This window comes from Vibrio sp. SG41-7 (assembly GCF_014164465.1).
GTDB classification, from domain to species: Bacteria; Pseudomonadota; Gammaproteobacteria; order Enterobacterales; family Vibrionaceae; genus Vibrio; species Vibrio splendidus.
Genome location: NZ_JACJFF010000470.1, coordinates 1 through 225, shown reverse-complemented (window position 1 = coordinate 225; position 225 = coordinate 1). Strand labels below are relative to the sequence as shown.

Genomic DNA, 225 nt, shown 5'->3' with positions numbered 1-225 from the left:
AGGACGCTCACCACTTTGTGGTTCATGACTGGGGTGAAGTCGTAACAAGGTAGCCCTAGGGGAACCTGGGGCTGGATCACCTCCTTATACGAAGATACTTACGATGAGTGTCCACACAGATTGATGGTTTAGATTTAGTTAAAGCCAGAGCTTTAATTAATAACGTAAGTTATTGATTAAAGCTTTTTGCTTTATGCTCTTTAACAATTTGGAAAGCTGACTGAT

Annotated in this window: 1 rRNA gene; it reads left to right on the top strand. The window is 40.9% G+C overall.

Annotated elements, in window-relative coordinates:
* A 16S ribosomal RNA gene (locus H5300_RS27620) occupies nucleotides 1-87 on the top strand; the annotation flags it as partial.
* Nucleotides 88-225: the final 138 nt, after the last annotated feature.